This window comes from Streptomyces luomodiensis (assembly GCF_031679605.1).
GTDB lineage: Bacteria > Actinomycetota > Actinomycetes > Streptomycetales > Streptomycetaceae > Streptomyces > Streptomyces luomodiensis.
The window spans coordinates 1,097,640-1,116,137 of the sequence record NZ_CP117522.1; the positions used below are offsets into that span (position 1 = coordinate 1,097,640).

18 protein-coding genes are annotated in these 18,498 nt (G+C 73.5%); 5 read left to right on the plus strand and 13 right to left on the minus strand.

Features of this window, described 5'->3' with window-relative positions; genetic code table 11:
• Positions 1-20 precede the first annotated feature (20 nt).
• The 5 genes from PS467_RS04410 to PS467_RS04430 all read right to left on the minus strand — a co-directional run bounded on the left by PS467_RS04410 (position 21) and on the right by PS467_RS04430 (position 2,985).
• Entirely contained in the window at positions 21-881 is an 861-nt protein-coding gene (locus tag PS467_RS04410) for a MauE/DoxX family redox-associated membrane protein (protein WP_311034081.1), read from the minus strand.
• Complete coding sequence (locus tag PS467_RS04415; RefSeq protein ID WP_311034082.1) at positions 878-1,573, minus strand: cell wall protein; 696 nt, start codon at positions 1,571-1,573, stop codon at positions 878-880. The genes PS467_RS04410 and PS467_RS04415 overlap by 4 nt, the downstream gene beginning before the upstream one ends.
• 13 nt (positions 1,574-1,586) lie before the next feature.
• A complete protein-coding gene (locus tag PS467_RS04420; protein ID WP_268970120.1) occupies positions 1,587-2,009 on the minus strand; it encodes a septal ring lytic transglycosylase RlpA family protein in 423 nt (140 codons plus the stop codon).
• 97 nt (positions 2,010-2,106) lie between these two features.
• The gene (locus PS467_RS04425) at positions 2,107-2,277 is read right to left on the minus strand and encodes a thiolase family protein (protein ID WP_311034083.1); all 171 of its coding nucleotides are present in this window, start codon (positions 2,275-2,277) and stop codon (positions 2,107-2,109) included.
• 24 nt (positions 2,278-2,301) lie between these two features.
• On the minus strand, positions 2,302-2,985 hold the full coding sequence (locus PS467_RS04430; protein ID WP_432280719.1) for a TetR/AcrR family transcriptional regulator: 684 nt from the start codon (positions 2,983-2,985) through the stop codon (positions 2,302-2,304).
• A 258-nt stretch (positions 2,986-3,243) separates the two neighbouring features.
• Here PS467_RS04430 and PS467_RS04435 point away from each other — a divergent pair, with 258 nt between their 5' ends.
• Positions 3,244-4,248 carry a LacI family DNA-binding transcriptional regulator gene (locus PS467_RS04435; RefSeq protein ID WP_311034084.1) on the plus strand — a complete coding sequence of 335 codons (1,005 nt, stop codon included), beginning with the start codon at positions 3,244-3,246 and terminating at the stop codon, positions 4,246-4,248.
• 760 nt (positions 4,249-5,008) lie between these two features.
• On the opposite strand, the gene PS467_RS04440 is transcribed toward PS467_RS04435, so the two are convergent.
• Positions 5,009-5,752 carry a PaaX domain-containing protein, C- domain protein gene (locus PS467_RS04440; protein ID WP_311034085.1) on the minus strand — a complete coding sequence of 248 codons (744 nt, stop codon included), beginning with the start codon at positions 5,750-5,752 and terminating at the stop codon, positions 5,009-5,011.
• Positions 5,753-5,873: 121 nt separating this feature from the next.
• Between PS467_RS04440 and PS467_RS04445 the strand changes: the two genes are divergently transcribed.
• The 3 genes from PS467_RS04445 (at position 5,874) to PS467_RS04455 (ending at position 9,253) form a co-directional block, all read left to right on the plus strand.
• Positions 5,874-7,520 carry an acyl-CoA dehydrogenase family protein gene (locus tag PS467_RS04445; RefSeq protein WP_311034086.1) on the plus strand — a complete coding sequence of 549 codons (1,647 nt, stop codon included), beginning with the start codon at positions 5,874-5,876 and terminating at the stop codon, positions 7,518-7,520.
• Positions 7,521-8,288: 768 nt separating this feature from the next.
• Positions 8,289-8,441 (plus strand): hypothetical protein, encoded by a 153-nt coding sequence (locus PS467_RS04450; protein ID WP_311034087.1) that lies wholly within the window; start codon positions 8,289-8,291, stop codon positions 8,439-8,441.
• 41 nt (positions 8,442-8,482) lie between these two features.
• Complete coding sequence (locus tag PS467_RS04455) at positions 8,483-9,253, plus strand: bestrophin-like domain (RefSeq protein ID WP_311034088.1); 771 nt, start codon at positions 8,483-8,485, stop codon at positions 9,251-9,253.
• Here PS467_RS04455 and PS467_RS04460 read toward each other — a convergent pair.
• The gene (locus tag PS467_RS04460) at positions 9,216-10,508 is read right to left on the minus strand and encodes a cytochrome P450 (RefSeq protein WP_311034089.1); all 1,293 of its coding nucleotides are present in this window, start codon (positions 10,506-10,508) and stop codon (positions 9,216-9,218) included. The two genes, PS467_RS04455 and PS467_RS04460, sit on opposite strands and share 38 nt — an antisense overlap.
• A gap of 125 nt (positions 10,509-10,633) precedes the next feature.
• The gene (locus PS467_RS04465; RefSeq protein ID WP_268970129.1) at positions 10,634-11,485 is read right to left on the minus strand and encodes a metallophosphoesterase family protein; all 852 of its coding nucleotides are present in this window, start codon (positions 11,483-11,485) and stop codon (positions 10,634-10,636) included.
• Between the two features lie 107 nt (positions 11,486-11,592).
• Here PS467_RS04465 and PS467_RS04470 point away from each other — a divergent pair, with 107 nt between their 5' ends.
• Entirely contained in the window at positions 11,593-12,054 is a 462-nt protein-coding gene (locus PS467_RS04470) for a universal stress protein (RefSeq protein WP_268970130.1), read from the plus strand.
• A gap of 287 nt (positions 12,055-12,341) precedes the next feature.
• On the opposite strand, the gene PS467_RS04475 is transcribed toward PS467_RS04470, so the two are convergent.
• The 5 genes from PS467_RS04475 to PS467_RS04495 all read right to left on the minus strand — a co-directional run bounded on the left by PS467_RS04475 (position 12,342) and on the right by PS467_RS04495 (position 18,318).
• A complete protein-coding gene (locus PS467_RS04475) occupies positions 12,342-12,560 on the minus strand; it encodes a dodecin (RefSeq protein WP_268970131.1) in 219 nt (72 codons plus the stop codon).
• Between the two features lie 154 nt (positions 12,561-12,714).
• The gene (locus PS467_RS04480; protein ID WP_311034090.1) at positions 12,715-13,785 is read right to left on the minus strand and encodes a phosphatidylinositol-specific phospholipase C domain-containing protein; all 1,071 of its coding nucleotides are present in this window, start codon (positions 13,783-13,785) and stop codon (positions 12,715-12,717) included.
• Positions 13,786-14,012: 227 nt separating this feature from the next.
• Positions 14,013-15,101 (minus strand): NAD-dependent epimerase/dehydratase family protein, encoded by a 1,089-nt coding sequence (locus tag PS467_RS04485; RefSeq protein ID WP_311034091.1) that lies wholly within the window; start codon positions 15,099-15,101, stop codon positions 14,013-14,015.
• Positions 15,102-15,131: 30 nt separating this feature from the next.
• Entirely contained in the window at positions 15,132-16,970 is a 1,839-nt protein-coding gene (locus PS467_RS04490; protein WP_311034092.1) for a transketolase, read from the minus strand.
• Positions 16,971-16,998: 28 nt separating this feature from the next.
• Positions 16,999-18,318 (minus strand): NAD(P)/FAD-dependent oxidoreductase, encoded by a 1,320-nt coding sequence (locus PS467_RS04495; RefSeq protein WP_311034093.1) that lies wholly within the window; start codon positions 18,316-18,318, stop codon positions 16,999-17,001.
• Positions 18,319-18,498: the final 180 nt, after the last annotated feature.

Sequence of the window (18,498 nt, forward strand, 5' to 3'; positions counted from 1 at the left end):
GGTGGGTCAGGGCCCGCACATCAAGCCGGGGCCATGACCGGGGCACCGCTGTCCGCGTCGATGACGCTGACCCGGACGGCGGGCTCGTCCACCGTGTCCAGGCTGGCCGCGGCGTCCACCGCGAACAGCACCAGAACGGGCCGCGCGGCCGCGCCGCCCCCGTACACCCCGGCGAACTGGAGGATGCGCCAGCCGTCGTCGTCCCAGTGGTCCAGCAGCGCCGACCGCACCACGCGGGAGGCGCTCTGCCAGGCCCGCGAGCGCTCCAGCAGTTCGACGGTCGCGGCGAGCGGGACCGCCGCCGACGCCGCGGTCCCGGCGAGCGGATGTCCGGCGATCCGCAGCCGCAGCCGGCGCAGCGGCATCCGCCACCGGCGGTCCACATCCGCGGTGAGGCCCGTCAGCACCGCCGCCGCGGCCAGGACCAGGCAGGACGCCGCGGCCGGACGGCGGGCCGCCGCGTCCCACCAGGGCTGCTGGGCCAGGGCCGCCGCGATCCCGCCCGCGAGGACCACGGCGGCGCGGGCGAAGGCGCGCCAGGTGGGCGGGGCGTCCTGCCGTGCCGTACAGCCGCAGGAGGATCCGGGCGCCGCGGCGCGGGCGTAGCCGAGGTAGCCGAGGAAGGCCGCGCCGAGGAGGGCGGCCGCCACCCCCGGGAACGGGGTGGCGGGCGACGCCGGCAGCGCGGCGGCGAGGAGGAGTTCCGCCGCGCCGAGGACGCGGAGGGCCGGCGCGGCCCGGCGGCCGTCGCGCAGCAGCCGCGCGAGCGCGGTACGGGGCGCCTGCCGGGCGACGCCCCGGCCGAACAGCTTGCCCGCACCGGCCGGGCCCAGCACCCCGGCGAGCAGCAGCGGCGCGAGGGCACAGACCAGGGCGCTCACCGCCGGCTCCCCGCGGCGGGGGCGACCGCGACCCGGACGAGGTCCACGGAACCGTCGGACGGCCGCCAGGCGCCCAGGACCTGGGCGCTCTGCCCGATGGTGAGCCGGGACAGATCGGCGGTGGGCGAGGCGCCGCCGTACGAGGCACTGGTCCGCTCCGGCATGAGGTTGCCGACGATCTCGTGCTGCCCGTGGGCGAGATGCAGCCGGGCCTTCTCGATGCCGCGGATGGTGGCGTGCAGGTTGACGATGTTGACCCACACGGCGTCGGCGGCGAGGGTGCCGTCGGGCAGCGGGACGCCGCGGGCGTAGAGCCCGTCGCCGGTCTCGATGTCGGCCGCGGTGGTGGCCCGCGCCTTCCAGACGCTGGTGGCGCCCGTGACCCGCACCCGGAAGTGGTCGCCGTAGGAGCCCGCGACCCGCAGGACGTCGTGATCGATCCCGGTGATCCGCCCCTCGGCGAAGGCGCTCTCGGCCACCGCGGGGTCCAGCGGGCGGATGGGCGCGGCGAAGGCGGCGTCGGCGTCCACCGCGCCCAGGGCGGTCGCCCCGACGACTCCGGTGCCGAGGACTCCGGCGCCCAGAGCCCCCGTGCCGACGACTCCGGTGCCGATGACCGTGGCGCCGCGGAGGGCGGCGGCGGTGAGGAAACGACGGCGGTCCAGGGGGCCGCCGGTTCGGTACGCGCTCATGGGCGGGCCCGCCTCATTCGAAGATGGAGACCGGCAGGGTGCCGGAGCTCAGGCTGCCGATGGCGGAGAAGGCCGCGGGGGTGAGGTCGATGACCCGGTTGGTGCGGCATACGTCGTCGCAGCAGGTGGACTCGGAGCAGAAGCTGCGCGTGCGCGGACCGCAGTCGCTGACGGTGACGCAGACGCTCGCGCCCGAGCAGTCGTGGCGCACCTTCATCACCGAACCGCAGCCACGCCGTGGTATGTCCTCGCCGCACAGATCCGGCCGGGTGATGTCCCAGCACGCCTTGGAGGCGTTGGGCCAGGCGGCCTGAAGCGCACTGGACCGGCAGGTGCCGCACGCCCCGCCGCCGGCCGCGGCGCACGGCCCCCAGGCGTTGCCACAACAGAACCAGGTGGCCTCGCCGTTCCAGAGTTTGGTCGATCCGCACGCCATGCCGCAGTCCTCCCGGCTTCGGTCCGGCCCCCCGGAGCAGCACCATCATGCGTGGGGCCGGGAGCCACCGCCACGGGAGGGCGCCCGGTCGGAGTCCTCACCGCCGCTCGACGATCGTCATGCCGACGGCGGCCGGATCGGCGCCCGAGCGTTCCATCAGCGTGCGCAGGACGTGCGCGCCGAGGTCGGCGGGGTGGACGGCGGCGAGCCCGCCGTTCCGCCGCCCCACCGGCGTCCGCACCGCTTCGACGATGTATGCCTCGGCCATGGCAGCTCCTCGGGGTCCCTCAGGTCATGACGGTCCTGCGGTCGTGGTCTCGCGGGCGGTCGTGGTCGCGCCGAGGGCCGTGGTGGTGCTGACGGCCGTGGTCGCGCTGACGGTCGTGGTCGCGTCGCGCGGAGTGATGCCGTCCAGGACCATCGACAGGTACTGGCGGGCGATCTCCTCGGGGCTGTGCTGCCCGCCCGGCCGGTACCACGACGCGGCGACCCAGACGGTGTCGCGCAGAAAGCGGTACGCCAGCCGGATGTCGAGGTCGGCGCGGAAGACCCGCTCGGCCACTCCGCGCTCCAGAGCGCCCAGCCACGCCCGCTCGAACTTCCGCTGTGACTCGGTGAGATAGCCGAAGCGCGGCTGGGCGGACAGGTGCTTGGACTCCTTCTGGTAGATCGCGACGGCGGCGCGGTGCCGGTCGATCTCCCGGAAGGACTCGGTGACGAGCGCCTCGACGGTCTCCCGGGGGCCGAGCCCGGCGCCGAGCACCGCCTCGTATCCGGCCCAGAGCTCGTCGAGGAAGGTGGAGAGGATCTCGTCGACCATCGACTCCTTGGAGTCGAAGTGGTAGTAGAGGCTGCCCGCGAGCATCCCCGCCTCGTCCGCGATCCGGCGGACGGTGGTCGCGTTGTACCCGTGCGCGGCGAAGACCTCCGCCGCGGTCGAGAGCAGTTCGCGCCGTCGCTCGGGGGACGCGCTCACGGTCGGCTTCTTCCCGCCGTTCTTCCGAGTGTTGTTCTTCTGGCTGTTCTTCTCGTTGTTCTTCGCACTGTTCCCGGTGGAAGCGCGGTTCCTGGTGGAGTTCGGCACCTTCTCATTCTCGCCCCATGGGCGCGGGGCCCGCGCGCCGCGCTCCGCCCGGGGTCCCCGGTGATCTGCCGTGTCCGCGTCCTCGCGCCCTGACCGGTTGTGATCCATGCTGTATCGACCGTAGTTGAGCGAACAGCGAGGTATGCGCGGATGCACCGGCCCCGGCCCACTCTGGAGAACGTGGCGCGGCGTGCGGGTGTCTCGCGCGCCACGGCCTCCCGTGTCGTCAACGGTTCCACCAAGGTCGGCGAGGACAGCCGTGAGGCGGTGCTGAACGCCATCCAGGAGTTGGGCTACGTCCCCAACCAGGCCGCCCGCAGCCTGGTCACCCAGCGCACCGACTCCTTCGCGCTGGTGCTCCCCGAGGAGCCGGGCCGGGTCTTCTCGGACGACCGGTTCTTCCCTGGTGTGGTGCGCGGGGTGAGCCAGGAGCTGGAGTCCGCCGACAAGCAGCTGGTGCTGATGATGGCCCGCTCCCCCGCCAGCCGTGACCGTATCGAGCGCTTCGCCCTGGCCCGCCATGTCGACGGGGTCATGGTCGCCTCGATGCACGGCGCCGATCCGCTGCCGGCCGCGCTGGCCCGGATGGGTATCCCGGTGGTCTGCAACGAGCGGGTGCTGGGTCCGGCCTCGCCGCCGTACGTGGGGGTGGACAACGCGGCGGGTGCGGCGCTGGCCGTGGAGCACCTGGTCCGCTCCGGGCGCACCCGTATCGCCACGGTCGCGGGCCCGCAGGACATGGTGGCCGGCATCGACCGGCTCGCGGGCTACCGGGCGGCGCTGGCCGGGGCGCGGCTGGAGGCGTGCGTGGCGGTCGGGGACTTCACCCAGGAGTCCGGGGCGGCCGCGATACGCGAACTGCTGGACCGCCGGCCGCGGCTGGACGGCGTGTTCGTGGCCTCCGACCTGATGGCGATCGGGGTCCTGCGGGCGCTGCGCCGAGCCGGCCGGCGGGTGCCGGACGACGTGGCGGTGGTCGGCTTCGACGACATCGAGCCCGCCCGCTACACGGAGCCCGCGCTCACCACCGTGCGCCAGCCGATCGGCGGCATCGGTCGCCGGCTGGCCCGCCAGCTGCTGCGCCTGGCCGCCGGAGAGACCATCGAACCGGCACTGGTGCTTCCCACGGAGCTAGTGGTGCGCGAGTCGGCGTAGCCAAGCCGCACCACGGAAGCGCTGCCCGACGGGCCGCCTCCCGACGGGCCCGGCCCGGGGCAGCGCCCCGGTACCCACTCCATCGCGCCACCCCGGCGTCCCAGGAGCGGCGCTCCGGCCCGTGAAGCGGCATCCGGGCTGAGGCGGCACCCCCGGCGGCCACCCGCATCCCCCGTAACGGCGGCGCCCCCGCACCGTGCGGCAACGCCCCGACGTCCGCGACACGTCCTGGGCGAGGCCCGGCAACGCCCACACGGGACGCGCAGCCTCCCAGGCGAATCCCGGGTGATCTCGGGCGACGCCCGGCGACCCTCTTGGCCGCACTCGCGGACGCGCCGCCGCGCCCCCATGGCGGCACCCAGACGTCCGCAGGACAGCCGTCCAGGCCGAGGCAGCACCACCCGGCGGCGCACCGGGCGGGAACCGCCGCGCGGGAGCCACCGCACGGGGACCGCCGCACGGGGGCCCCACGCGGGAGCCGCCGCGCGGGAGCCCCACGCGGGAACCCCCACGCAGGGACCGACCGCCACACGGGAGCCGCCGCGCGGGAGCCACCGCACGGAAACCACCACGCGAGAACCACCGCACGGGAACCACCGCACGGGAAACCCCCACGCGGAAACCACCACACGGGAACCACCACGCGAGAACCACCACGCGGAAACTTCCACGCGAGAACCACCACGCGGAAACCGCCACACGGAAACCACCGCACGGGAACCCCAACGCGGGAACCCCCACACGGGAGCCGCCGTTCCGGTCAGTCGCTCCCGGCGTACCGCGGCAGCAGCGCCCGGAACTCCCTCTCGAACGCGTCGTAGCGGCGCCGCAGCTCCCCGCCCGGCCAGTCCTCGGGCAGCAGCCGGGCGGGGAGGACGGAGTCGGCGAGGAGATGGCGCAGGGCCGCGGCCGCGACGGTGAACCGCTGGGCCGGCCCCTCCGCGTCGTCCAGTGCCGTCCCGAGCAGCCTGGCCTGGCGGGCCCAGCCGTCCAGGTCCCACAGCCGCGCGGCGAGCCCGGCCGGATCGGCCTCCGGCGCGCCGGTGAACCAGCGGCACTGCTCGGCGACGACGTCCGGGCGCGGGCGGATCAGATTGGCGGGGCGCATCCAGGTGCCCTCGCGCAGTTCGGCCAGGCGCAGGGTGGCCATGGCCTGGCGGAGGGCGGCGCGCTCGGCCGCCTGGCGCCGGTCGGAGGTGACGACCGCGATCTCCCAGCCGCCGTCCCAGCGCCGGGTGCGCGGGGCGCGGCTGTCGTCCTGCCGCGCCTGACGGGCCAGCAGCCGCTCGGTGAGCCGGTAGGTGCCGCCGTGCTGCTCCAGGTCACCGGCCGCCACCATGCGGGTGAGCGCGACCCGGATGGTGCCCTCGGCGGTGCCGAAGAGCGCGCCGACGCGCACCAGCGCGCGGGCGGGCAGCTGGGGCGGGTGATGGCCCAGCAGGGTGCTGAGCACGATGGAGCGCGCGGTCAGCGGCCGCAGGCTGGGCGTTCCGGTGTCGTCCATGGTTACCGGAAACCCTATCCATTACAGTTCTGAAGCGCGCATGATGGAAGTGTAAGACGGATCGACCGGCCGGCCGCGGGAGACCGTGCGGGAGACCGCCGCGAACGAGGAGATGTCTGCCATGAGCGCTACGCACGAGGTCCTCAACCAGGTCCCGCCGCTCGTCGGCTTCAGCACGGCGGACGATCCCGCCCTGATGGAGGCCCTGCGGCGGGACGGCGGCGGCTGGGCCGAGCGGGAGGTGCGGGAGCTGGGCGCGCGGGCCGGTTCCGCCGAGGTCCAGGAGTGGGCGCGGCTGGCCGAGGAGCACCCCCCGGTGCTGCACACCCACGACCGTTACGGCCATCGCGTCGACGAGGTCGAGTACCACCCCGCCTACCACCAGCTGATGGGCGCCGCCGTGGCGAGCGGCCAGCACGCGGCCGCCTGGAGCGAGAGCCGCCCCGGCGCCCATCTGGTGCGCGCGGCCAAGTTCTACGCCTTCGCGCAGGCCGAGCCCGGCCATGGCTGCCCCATCTCCATGACGTACGCCGCGATCCCGGCGCTGCGCGCCGAACCGGAGCTCGCCGCCCGGTACGAACCGCTGCTGGCCGCCCGCGCCTACGACTTCGGGCTGCGGCCGCCGCTCGGCAAACAAGGTCTGATCGCGGGCATGTCGATGACGGAGAAGCAGGGCGGCTCGGACGTCCGCGCCAACACCACCCGGGCCGTGCCGACCGGGGACGGCGGCTATGTCCTCACCGGCCACAAGTGGTTCACCTCCGCGCCGATGAGCGACGTCTTCCTGACGCTGGCCCAGACGGAGGAGGGGCTGACCTGCTTCCTGGTGCCCCGGGTACTGCCGGACGGCAGCCGCAACCCGCTGCGGCTGATGCGGCTCAAGAACAAGCTGGGCAACCGCTCGAACGCCTCGGCCGAGATCGAGTACGAGTCCGCCGTGGCCTGGCGGGTCGGCGAACCGGGCCGCGGGGTGCGGACCATCGTGGAGATGGTCAACGTCACCCGGCTGGACTGTGTGATCGGCTCGGCCGCCGGTATGCGGGCCGGACTGCGGCAGGCGCTGCACCACGCCGAGCACCGCCGGGCGTTCGGCGCCGAGCTGGTCGACCAGCCGCTGATGCGCAACGTACTCGCCGATCTGGCGGTCGAGTCGGAGGCGGCCACGACGCTCGCGATGCGGCTCGCGGCCGCCCTGGACCGCGCGGAGGCGGGGGACGAGGGCGAGGCCGCGCTGCGCAGGCTGGGGCTCGCGGTGAGCAAGTACTGGGTGTGCAAGCGCGGTTCCGCCCACGCCGCCGAGGCCCTGGAGTGCCTGGGCGGGAACGGCTATGTGGAGGAATCCGGGATGCCGCGCCTGTACCGCGAGGCGCCCCTGCTGTCGATCTGGGAGGGCTCGGGGAACGTCGCGGCGCTCGACGTGCTGCGGGCGCTGGGCCGGGAGTCGGGCGCGCTGGAGGCGTTCCTGGCCGAGGTCGGCGCCGCCGCCGGGGCCGACGCCCGGCTGGACGCGGCCGTGGACCGGCTGCGCGGGCTGCTGCCCCAGCTCGCCGATCCGCAGCGGGCGCAGCTGCTGGCGCGCCGCCTTGCCGAGCAGATGACGCTGGTGCTTCAGGGCAGCCTGCTGGTGCGGTACAGCCACCCGGCGGTCGCCGACGCGTTCTGCGCCTCGCGGCTCGACGGCGACTGGGGGCACGCCTTCGGCACCCTGCCGCCGGGGACGGACACCGAGCCGATCCTGGAGCGGGCCCGCCCCAAGGCCGAGCGGTGACGCCGTGAGGTGAAGCCGTGGACCGGGCGGGGTGAAGCCCGTGAACCGGGGGACCTCCTGCGGAATCTCCGTCAGAAGGTCCCTAAACCTCGATGCGCAAAACTTCGCGGGATTCCCCCATTCGGGGGAATCCTGGTGTTCGTACGGCTGGCAGGCGCCCGTTCGGCCGAACATCTCCTCGTGAAACGATGGCAGCGATTATGGCGTGCGGGGGTCCTGACCACTGCCCTTGTTCTCGCCTCGGCGGGGGCGACGGCCCTGGCCGAGGCGGACGGTGACGGCCCGGCGGCCGTGCCCGCCACCGCTGGACCGACGGCCGGTCCCCGGCCAGGGGCCAGGACCGAGGTCCCGGGCGACGGACCGCGCACCTCGGTGAGGATCAGGGTCGGTCCGGGCCTGTGTGTCTGCGTCGCCGCCTCGGTGGGCCGGGCCCGGCTCATCGCCCGGTACGGCTGGTGCCCCCATCCGACGCCCACGCCGACCCCTACGCCCACGCCGACCCCCACTCCGACTCCGACGCCCACGCCGACTCCCACCCCCACCCCGTCCGGCACGCCGAGCCCCACCCCCACCCCCACCTCGACTCCGACGTCCGCCCCGAGCCCCGCTCCCACACCCACCCGGACGCCCCGGCCCCCTGCGCGGCTCCCCACGCCGGGCCCCGCACCCGCGCCCGCGCTTCCGCTGCCGTCACCGCCCCTCCGCAGCACGCCTCCGGCATCGCCCTCCGAGCCGGTTCCCACCCCGACCAGGACCCGTGCCGTCGAGATGCACGCGTATCAGAAACCCGCACGCGACAAGCCCGACAACGGGACCTCCGTGGTCACCTTCACCCTGCTGCTCACCGCGCCCGCGGTCCTCGCGGCCGCGGCGCTCCGCCCGCGTTCGCGCTCCGCCGCCCGCGGCGGGCGGCGCGGCTGACGGCGCACCACCGAACCGCCGAACCGCTTGGGAGGCTGTCCATGCCCGAATGGCTGATTATGACCCTGGTGATGGCCGGGACCTGCGCGGTCGTGGTGACCGGGGCGGTCCTCAACGCCCGCCGATTAGGGAGCGAGGACGATCCGGACGAGACCCCCGATGTCCTGGACTACATGATCATGATGATCGGCGTGGTCTACGCGATCGTGCTGGGCCTGGCGATCGCCGGCGTCTGGGAGTCGCGCGGCGCCGCGCAGGACGGGGTCCGCACGGAGGCGCAGGCGTTGCACGAGGTGACCGAGCGGGCGAGCGTCTACCCCCGCCAGGTGCGCGACCGCATCGGCGACGACGTGGACGCGTATGTGCGCCATGTGGTGCGCACGGAGTGGAAGGTGATGCTCGACAAGGGCGAACTCACCGACCGCGGCGACGAGCTGCTGGCCACCCTGCGCCGCGATGTCACCCACGCGACCCCGCACAGCGCTCTCCAGTCGCAGGCGTACCAGCCGATGGTGGACCAGGTGGCCGCCGTGGACGACGCCCGCGGCGCCCGGCAGCAGAGCGCCGGGCCGACGATGCCCCATCTGGTCTGGTTCGGACTGGTGCTGGGCGCGGCGCTGGTGATCGGGCTGGTCTTCACCCTCCAGATCCGCCGTTCGCCCCGGGAGCTGATGCTCGCGGTGATGTTCACCGCGCTCATCGTCTTCCTGCTGTTCCTGGTGTGGGACTTCGACGAGCCCTTCGGACGGTCGGTCGGCGACTCGACCGCGCCCTTCACCGATCTGTTCCCCAGCGCACGGGGAGGGTCTTGAGCCCGTTCTGGAAGTTGGAGGTGAGCCGCACCGGCTCACCCGCCCGGCGCAGCCCCGGCAGCCGGTCCAGGGCGGCGCGCAGCATGGCCCGCATCTGGACGCGGGCCAGATGCGCGCCCAGGCAGACGTGCGGTCCGAAGCCGAAGCTCAGATGGTCGTTGGGGGCGCGGACGATGTCGAACCGGTCGGGGTCGGTGAAGACCGTCTCGTCGCGGTTGGCCGAGGCGTGGAAGACGACGACCTTCTCGCCGCGCCGGATGAGCCGTCCGCCCAGCTCCACATCGCGGGTCGCGGTGCGCCGGAAGTCGATGACGGGCGGCCAGAAGCGCAGCATCTCCTCCACCGCCGAGCCGGTGAGTTCGGGCCGGTCGCGCAGCAGCCGCAGGCTCTCGGGATGGTCGAGCAGGGTGAGCAGTCCGCCGGGGATGCCGTTGCGCAGCGTCTCGTTGCCCGCCACGGCGAAGAGGAAGAACATGTTCTCGAACTCGTCCCGGCTCAGTCCGCCCTCCCGCATCCGCGCCATCACACTGCCCGGCCGCGGCCGCTCGGCGAGTGCGTGGGCGTAGGCGAACATATCGGCCAGGGCCTCACGGGAGCGTGGGTTCATCGGCCGGCCGTCGGGACGTCGCGGCGGCCGGGCCGGCCGGTGGGCGAGGGCGGCCCGACCCATGGGGCTCAGCTGCTCCCCGGCCGCGGTGGACGATCCGGCGTGGTCGGCGTCCTGGTAGCCGATGACACGGCTCGCCCAGTCGAAGAGCAGCCGGCGGTCCCCCTCGGGGACGCCCATCACCTGGGCGAGGGTCCACACCGGAAGATCGGCGGCGAGCTCGACGAAGTCGGCCTCGCCGCGCGCGGCCACGGAGTCCACGAGCGCCACCGCCCGCTCCTCGATGACCGCCTCCAGCTCCCGTACGGCGCGCGGGGTGAAGGCCGCGGCGACGATGCGGCGGGTGCGGGAGTGGTCGGGCGGGTCCTGATTGAGCATCATCGCCCGCACGAACTCCAGATCGGCGGGGGTGTCGGGGTCGCGGATCTGGGTGGCCCCGAGGTGGGAGGAGAAGACCTCGGGGGTGCGCAGGACGTACTTGACGTCGGCGTGCCGGAACACGGCCCAGAAGCCGGGGCCGGCGGGCCAGGCCCCGACCGACGGTTCCTCGATCCGGCAGACGGGGCGGGTGGCGCGCAGCTCGCGGAAGAGCGCGTAGGGGACGCCGGTGGCGTAGGTCTCGGGAAGGAACGCCTCGACAGGGTGCACAGCCGAGACCGTACGGCGCCGCCCTCCGGGCCCGTCAAGACGCCTGAGCCCGCGGCCTGGACGCCCCGGACCCACCGGACCCGTGCGCCGGCCGGACCCCTGAGGCCCCTACGCCTCACCGGGCCCTATGGCACGGGCACCGGGAGGATCCGGCGCAGCGGGTCCTCCGGCAGCCGGCCGTGGGCCTTCCACTCCCGCGGATAGCCGACCGAGACCTCCTGGAACTTCACCCCGTCCTCGACCGTGGTCCGGGGGATGTGCAGATGGCCGTAGACGACGGTCTCGGCCCGGAACCGCACATGCCAGTCGGCGGTCAGCTCGGTGCCGCACCACAGCGCGAAGTCGGGGTAGCGCAGCACCCGGGTGGGCAGCCGGGTCATCGGCCAGTGGTTGATGAGCACGGTCCGCAGCTCCGGGTCGACGGCCGCCAGCCGGGCCTCGGTCTCGGCGACCCGGGCCCGGCACCACGCGTCGCGGGTGGGGTAGGGGTCGGGGTGCAGGAAGTGCTCGTCGGTGCAGACCACCCCCACGTCATGGGCGTGGGCCAGCGCGGCCTCCTTGGTGGCCAGGCCGTCGAGGCGGAAGGTGTAGTCGTAGAGCAGGAACAGCGGCGCGACGACCAGCGGTCCGCCGATGCCCTCCCAGAGGGGGTAGGGGTCCTCGGGGGTGACGATGCCCTTCGCGCGGCACATCTCGACCAGTGCCTCGTAGCGCGCCACCCCCCGGGCTTCCAAGGGGTCCTTGGGATGGGTCCACAGCTCGTGGTTGCCCGGGGACCAGATGACTTTGGCGAACCGCTCGCTCAGCAGCCCGAGGACCTCCTCGATCTCGGAGAACACCTCTCCGACGTCCCCGGCGACGATCAGCCAGTCGTCGTCGGAGCCGGGCCGCAGCCGCTCCACGATCGCGCGGTTCTCCGGATAGGCCACATGCAGGTCACTGATGGCGAGGAGTTCGCCCCCGTGGGTGCCGCCCATTGTCTCTCCTGTCGTACGGTGGCGGTCATGACGCGGTCGCCGGTGTGCCGGCCCCGCGGTACGGGCCGGGTGATCACCGGACCGTACCTGGCGCTAGCCTCGCAGATGTGGTGGACAAACTCCCTCCGTCTTTCGAACGCGGAACCGACGGACCCAAGGTCATCGTCGCCGGACTGGACGGTTCCGAATCCTCCTGGCGTGCCACGGCCTACGCCGCCGGGCTGGCCAGACGCCAGAACGCGCTGCTCGTCGTGGTCTATGTGCAGCCGGTGCTGGCCGCCGGGGCGGCGCTGGGGGCGTCGGTGGCCGACACCACCGGTGAGGTCGCCGAGGAGCTGATGCGCGAGATGCGGGAGGCCACCGAGCGGCTGCGCGGGGTGTTCGAGGTGCGCTGGGAGTTCCACACCTTCCGCGGCGATCCGTACAACGGTCTGGTCCAGGCGGCCGATGAGCTGAAGGCCGACGCGGTGGTGGTGGGCGCGTCCGAGCAGGCCGGGCACCGCTTCGTCGGCTCGGTGGCCGTGCGGCTGGTCAAGACGGGGCGCTGGCCGGTCACCGTGGTGCCCTAGGGCGTGTTTCGAAAGTCCCGCCTGCCCCGCGACGCCTGGCACGCGCGCTCGCCGCGTTGTCGGGATCGTCCGAGTAGGCCCACGACGAGGACGACCCTCCGCCTTGCGATCACACGCACCAGACGCCGCGGGGCCCGCCCTCCGGGCGGACGGCGCTACTTTCAAAACACGCCCTAGGGGCGCGGCCGGCTCGCGGAGCCCGGCGCGGTGGGGCACGGTGGGAGAGGTGACGGGACCGCCCCGGACACCGGGCGGACCGCCCTGCCCGGAGGGTGCGTACGGGCGTGTCAGCCGGCCTTGTCCTCCAGCCGGAATCCGACCTTCAGTCCCACCTGGTAATGCGCGATGCGCCCACCTTCGAGGTGCCCACGGATCTCCGTGACCTCGAACCAGTCCAGCTCGCGGAGCGTCTGGGAAGCCCGGTTGATGCCGGTCCTGATCGCGTCGTCGACGCTCTCGGTGGACGAGCCGACGAGTTCCGTCACTCGGTACGTGTGGCAGGACATACGCCTCTCCCCTCAACACGACCCCCCTCCACCGTGCACCGCGCAGCCTGACTCCGCGACTTTACAGGGGGTACGCGGGCCGCGAGCCATGGCGGCCGCGGCGCGCGCCTTCCGCGCCTTCGTCGCTGCCGCCGTCCGTGGGCTCGGTCTGTGCTCAGCCGCGTGGGAGCACGGTGGAGAGCACCGACGGCAGCGGGTACCAGTCGGCGGTGGCGAAGCTGGCGTGTCGCGCGGCGAGTTCGGACACCCGGGTCCGCGCCTGGGCCTCGGTGGGGTTGGTGCCGTCGATGGCGGGGGCCACCTGGTGCGCGTCGGTCATGATCAGCAGGTAGTGGCGGTCGTCGTACCAGGCGGTGTCGATACCGCCGGTGACATACGCGGACGCGTCCCCGTCGTAGAGCACGAACCACGGCCGGAGGGTGGCGTCGGTGTAGCGGGTGCGCGGGTCGTCCGGGGCGGCGCCGTGGACGGCGGGGAAGGCGGCGGCCTGGGCGAGCTTCCCGGCGGCGGACAGGTCCCGCAGATGGGTGGCGTACTCCCGGTCGGTCCACAGGGTGTCCAGGGGGTTGTTCTCCTCGACCGTGCCCGGGATCAGCTCGACGACGAACTTACCCGCGAGCGCGGAGCGGGACGGCCAGCCGTCCGCCCGCACCGCCTGGTCCAGGTCGGCGTGGCCGCCCACCACGTCCGCCGGGCGCAGCAGCGCGTCGCCCAGGGTGGCGCCGAGGAGGGCGTCGAGGTCGGCCGGGCCGCGCCCCGCCTTGCCGTAGAAGCCGTCCTTCATCTCGACCTTGACGAGGATCGGGCGGTGTCCCGGATGGGCCTCGTGCCAGGCCCTCATGTTGGCGAGGCAGCCGGCCAGGCTCTGGTTGCGGGCCTTGGTGCGCAGCTCGGCCGGGCCGGCGGCGTTCTCGCAGTTGTTGGCGTTGCCGAGCGGGTTGCTGTGCGAGACCCGCCAGCCGGGGCCGAACACATTGGTCCACACGTCGAGTTCCAGGAGCGAGGCCCCGGAGTCCAGCGCGTCGGCGAAGTAGGGGTACGTGGCCTGTTCGTACGCGTTGTGCACACCCACCGAGGTGGTGGCGGAATACGCCGGATCGTCCGCGGCGGACTCGGCCCCCGCCGGTGCCGGTGTCGTCAGACACAGTGCGGCGGCCGCCGCGGCGACCGCCACCTTTCCCGTGCGCCGGACATGACCGCGCGCCTGTCTCCCCGCCCTGCCCATGTGTCCCCACCCTTGTCGACGTCCCGGCCAACTGGGCAGCAGCGTACGGGAGTCGGCTCATGGGTGACGAGGGGCACCGGGCACAGCGGACCGGGCCCGGCGGCGGGTACCGCCGCTGAGCCCGGCTGAGTCCGTGTCATGTGCCGTGTATCACACGGCGGGAGTCGTGCTGTCCGGCGGTCAAGGGCGCTCCCGTCCGGGAGTCGATGATGACGGTCCGTCCGGGGTCAGGGGCGCTCGCCCACACCGGTCGTGGCGGCCTCGCGCGGCCGTCCGCCGGGCAGCTTGGAGGCCAGCGGGGCGGTCTGCTCCATACCGGTGCCGCGCCGCAGCCCGGTGAGGAACTCCCGGAGCGTCTCGACGGCGGTGTGCCGGGGCCGCCAGCCCAGTTCCCGCTGGGCGCGGGAGGTGTCCATCAGCGGGAGCCGCAGGGCGGCGTCGAACAGCTGGGGCGAGGGCGGCAGCAGATGCAGATGCCAGGCGGTGGCCATGGCCGAGCGGGCGGCGACACGCGGAATCCGCACCGACCGGGCGTCGAGGAGGCCGGCCAGCGTCTCGCCGTCGACCGGCGGTTCGGCCGCGAGGTTGAAGGCGCCGCGCACCTCCCGGCCGAGCGCGAGCCGGTACGCCTCGGCGACGTCGTCGGTGTGCAGGATCTGCAACCGCAGACCGGGCAGGTCGAAGACGGCGGGCAGGAAGGTGGAGCGGATCAGCCGCCGGGGCACGAACGGCCCCATGAACAGCCGGCGCTGCTCGGCCGCCGACTCCTCCTTGAAGAGGAAGCCGGGCCGCATCCGCACCACCCGGATCTGCGGATGCTCCAGCTCGAAGGCGTCGAGCAGCCGCTCCACATACGCCTTCTCACGGCAGTACGCGGCCTCCGGCCAGCCGTGGGTGGGCCAGGACTCGTCCACCGGGCGGCCGTCCTCGGGGCCGGGCGAGTAGGCGCCCACCGAGGACGCGTACACCAGCACCGGCACCTCGGCCCGCGCCACCGCCTCGAAGACCCGGGTGGCGCCGAGGACGTTGGTGTCCCAGGTGACGGCGGGCCGGTGGCTGGGCTGGATCAGCCAGGCGAGGTGGATGACCGCGTCGGCGCCCTGGAAGTGCCGTACGAGACCGGCCTCCTCACCGGCGTCCCGCCCGATGTCCGCCCGTGCCCAGGTCGTCTTCGGCGGCGCCCAGTTCGGCACCCTGCGGGCGATGCCCACGATCGACTCGATGTCCGGGTCCTCACCGAGCGCGCGGACCACGCTCGTACCGGCGTTGCCGGTGGCCCCGATCACCACTACGCGCATTCCCTGCTTGAGGCCCATGTGTCCGCTCCTTCCGGCCGCGTCGTGCCGTCAGCCGTCCCGGCCGACCAGATCCCGCGCGGCCGCCACGATCGCGTCCGCGTCGATCCCCGCGTCGTGCAGCTGCTCGGCGGGGGTGGAGGAGGCCGGCATGGTGCGCACCGCGAGCCGGACCAGCCGGGGCACCGGACGGCCGTCGCCGAACGCCCCGAGCACCGCGTCGCCCAGTCCGCCCTCGGGGTGGTGGTCCTCCACGGTGATCAGCCGCCCCGTCACCTCGGCGGCGGTGCGCAGTGTCTCGGCGTCCACCGGCTTGAGCGAGTACAGGTCGATGACGCGGGCGGGGATGTTCTCCTGGGCCAGCCGGTCGGCGGCCTCGATCGCCTCGTGCAGGGTGACGCCCGCGCCGACGAGCGTGACCCGGTCGTCCTCGGTGGCGCGGACGACCTTGGAGCCGCCGATGGGGAAGGTCTCCGAGGGCGGGTAGATGACGGGCGTTCCGCCGCGGCTGGTGCGCAGATAGCGGATGCCGGACCGCTCGGCCATGGCCGCGGTCAGCTGGGCCGTCTGGTTGGCGTCGCACGGGTAGAGCACCGTGCTGCCGTGCACCGCCCGCAGGGCCGCCAGGTCCTCCAGGCCCATCTGCGAGGGCCCGTCCTCGCCGATGGCCACCCCGGCGTGGGAGCCGATGAGGTTGAGGTCGGCGTGGCTGATGGAAGCCATCCGGATGAAGTCGTAGGCGCGGGCGAAGAAGGCCGCGAAGGTGGCGACGTACGGGTTCCAGCCGCGGGTCTGCATGCCGACGGCGGCGGCCACCAGCTGCTGCTCGGCGATGAAGAACTCGAAGTACCGCTCGGGGTGCTCCTTGTGGAAGTACTCCAGGCGGGTGGAGTCACCCACCTCGCCGTCGAGTGCCACCACATCGCCGCGGGCGGTGCCGACGGCGGCCACCGCCTCCCCGAACGCGTCACGGGTGGGGACCGAGTCGCCGGTGTTGTAGCGCGGCAGGGCCAGCGGGCCCTCGGCGGAGGGCCGGGTGGGGGTCACCGTGGGCGGGCCGAGCACCGGCACGGCCAGGTTGCGTACGCCGCCGAGCTCGGCGATGGCCTCGTCCGCGTTCTTCAGCGGTTTGCCGTGCATGCCCTCGCGGTTCTCCACCGAGGCGACGCCGCGGCCCTTCATGGTGCGGGCGATGATGGCGGTGGGGCGGCCGACGGTGGACAGCGCCTCGCCGTACGCGCGGTCGATGGCCTCGATGTCATGGCCGTCGATCTCGACGGTGTGCCAGTCGAAGGCGCGGATGCGCCGGGCGTAGGCGTCCAGGTCCCATTCGTGGCGGGTGGGTCCGCGCTGGCCGAGCCGGTTCACATCGATGATGGCGATGAGGTTGTCGAGCCGCTCGTAGCCCGCGTGCTCGAACGCCTCCCACATCGATCCCTCGGCCATCTCGCTGTCCCCGCACAGCACCCAGACGCGGTAGGGCAGGTGGTCCAGCCGTTTGCCGCTCAGCGCCATGCCCACGCCGTAGGGCAGGCCCTGGCCGAGCGATCCGGTGGCCACGTCCACCCACGGCAGCCGGGGAGTGGGGTGGCCCTCCAGCCTGCTGCCGCGCTTGCGGAAGGTGAGGAACTCCTCGTCCTGGAGGGCGCCGGCCGCCTTGTAGAGCGAGTAGAGCAGCGGGGAGGCGTGGCCCTTGGAGAAGATCAGGTGGTCATTGCCCGGGTGGTCGGGCTGCTCGAAGTCATAGCGCAGATGGTTTCCCATCAGGACGGCCATCAGGTCCGCCGCCGACATCGACGACGTGGGATGGCCGGACCCGGCGGCCGCGGCGGCGCGCACCGAATCCACACGGAGCTGCTGCCCGAGCTCGCTGAGCTGTTCGTGTCGCATTGTTCTCCTTCCAGGTATGCGCCGGGAGTCAGCCGCTGCCCGCGCGCACCGTCTGCGCGACCTCGGGCGACTCGGTGTCCAGCGGCACCGCCCACGGCGGGATCACGCCCAGCTGCACCCCCTGGCGTGGCAGCACCGCGTCGAGCAGCCAGTCGGCGGTGACCCGCACGCGGTTCCCCGGCATCGCCATCAGGTGGTAGCCGCGGGTGACCGCGTTGGCGACCGGCCCGGACAGCGGTATGTGCAGCGGGTCCGCGGCGGCCTGCACCCCGCCCAGGTCGACGGTGAACCCGAGGTCATGGTGTTTGTACGGCTTGGGGGTGCCGCGCCCGAGGGAGGCGAGCACGTTGTGGCCCGCGATCTTCCCCTGTCGCTGGGCGTGCTGCGCGGTCATCGGGGTGAACTGGCCCGGCCGGGTCAGATCGGGCACCGCGGCGGCGTCTCCGCAGGCCAGCACGTCCGGGTAGCCGGGCACGGCCAGATACTGGTCGACCCGCAGCCGGCCGCGTTCGGTCGGCAGCCCGAGCTGCTCCACCAGCGGGTCGGGGCGTACCCCGACACACCAGATCAGCGACCGGGTGTCGATGAACTCGCCGTCGTCCAGCAGCACCCCGTCCTGGGTGGCCTCCTTGACGGTGGTGCGGGTGCGTACCTCCACACCGCGTTCGCGCAGCACCCGGTCGGCCGTGCGGGACAGCTTCTTGTCCAGCTCCGGCAGCACCCGGGGGGCGATGTCGAGCAGCAGCCAGCGGGGGCGCGGCGCGCCGCGCAGGGTGGTGTTCTTCCGCGCGATCGAGTCCGTGAAGAGCACCCCGTGGGCGGCCACCTCGGTGCCGGTGTAGCCGGCGCCGACCACCACGAAGGTGCGCCGGGCGGCCCGCTCTCGCGAGTCCTCCACGGTGCCGGACATCTCCATCTGCCGGGTGATGTGGTCGCGCAGGAAGAGCGCCTCCGGCATACCGCGGAAGCCATGGGCGTGCTCGGCCACCCCGGGGATGGGCAGCAGTTTGTTGACGCTGCCGACGGAGAGGACGAGCCGGTCGTAGTCCATCTCGCCCGGCCGGCCGTCGGGGTCCTGCCAGGAGATCCGGCGGGCGTCGAGGTCGACGCCGTGGACCTCGCCCAGCACCAGCCGGACATGCGGCAGGGTGCCGGTGAGGGAAACCGAGACCCGGCGGGGTTCCAGGACCCCGGCGGCCACTTCGGGCAGCAGTGGCAAATACAGGAAGTAGTCATTGGGGTTGATCAGGACGATGTCCGCCGCGCCGCGCAGGGTGCGGGAGAGCGTACGGGCGGCCTGATAACCGGCGAATCCGGCACCTACGATCACGATGCGTACTGGGCTCACACGAAACTCCCGGGCGTACGGGGCCAGAGCGCTCCAAGTGCCCGTGAGAGCCCGGACCAAACGTGTGGCCCGGCCGGTCCCGCCCCCCGGACCCGGGCCGGGAAGGTTCGGCGCGGTCCCGGGGACGGGAACGGGGACCAGGGACGACGCGGTCCCGGGGACGGGGACGGGACGTTACCG